The sequence below is a fragment of the Vibrio sp. M260118 genome, assembly GCF_036533755.1.
In the GTDB taxonomy this organism is placed as follows: domain Bacteria; phylum Pseudomonadota; class Gammaproteobacteria; order Enterobacterales; family Vibrionaceae; genus Vibrio.
In genome coordinates, this window is the sequence record NZ_JATABG010000644.1 from 1 (window position 1) to 902 (window position 902).

1 protein-coding gene is annotated in these 902 nt (G+C 48.0%); it reads right to left on the reverse strand.

Features of this window, described 5'->3' with window-relative positions:
• A partial coding sequence (locus tag QTO00_RS20245; protein ID WP_331426349.1) for an alpha-amylase family glycosyl hydrolase occupies positions 1-902 on the reverse strand: 902 nt, incomplete at both ends.

The window sequence follows — 902 nt, forward strand, 5'->3', positions numbered from 1 at the left end:
AATCATGGTACTTTCCGCATAGCGCAGAGTGGTTTAACGTCAGGTTAAGTAGCTCATGGTAAAAGGCTCGAAGATCTTTTTCTGCTGTTGATAGTTGCCCGCCGTCAAAACATCCTTCATTCATCCAACGCTGATGAGCGGGTACGCCGACATAGTCGAAAATCGAAGTACGCGATGGTTGACCAAAGCCCGCCATTTCTGCGCCCGCTTCGCCTACCTCTTGACCGAAATAGATCATAGTTGGTGACGAGGACAAACACGCTGAAACTAACATCGCTGGCTTGCCTTTCTCGCCACTGCCAGCAAACTCTGGTGAGGCGACACGCTGCTCGTCATGGTTGTCGAGGAAGTGCAGCATGTGATGCTCAATATCGCGCAGTTGATACTCAATACGGCCAATCTCACTCGTGGAACCCTTATCTTGAATGACATCTTTGAGGGCATCATAAAGATCGACTTTATCGTACAGATAGTCCATTTTGCCTAGCTGAATATAGTCGCGGTACAGTTGTGGTTGGTAAACCTCTGCCATGAGAAATGCGTCTGGGTTGGCTTGCTTGATTGATGAGTTCATAAAACTCCAGAACTCAACCGGCACCATCTCTGCCATATCGTAGCGAAAGCCATCTACGCCTTGCTCAAGCCAATAGAGCGCGATGTCGCGAAATTTAATCCATGAATCAGGTATCTCTTTATCCAGCCAAAATTGGTAGTGTTCGGCTGCTGATTTAAAGCGATACTCTTCGGAAAGTGTTGCAAAGTCCTTGCCGCCATCGGGTCTTACGCCGTAGTTCACTTTGACTGTTTCATACCAGTCGTCATGATTTGGTTTGGCGAGTCGTGAACCATTGCCAGTCCATTTTGCTGGATATTCATGGTAGGGAGTGGCGAGATCTGGATGC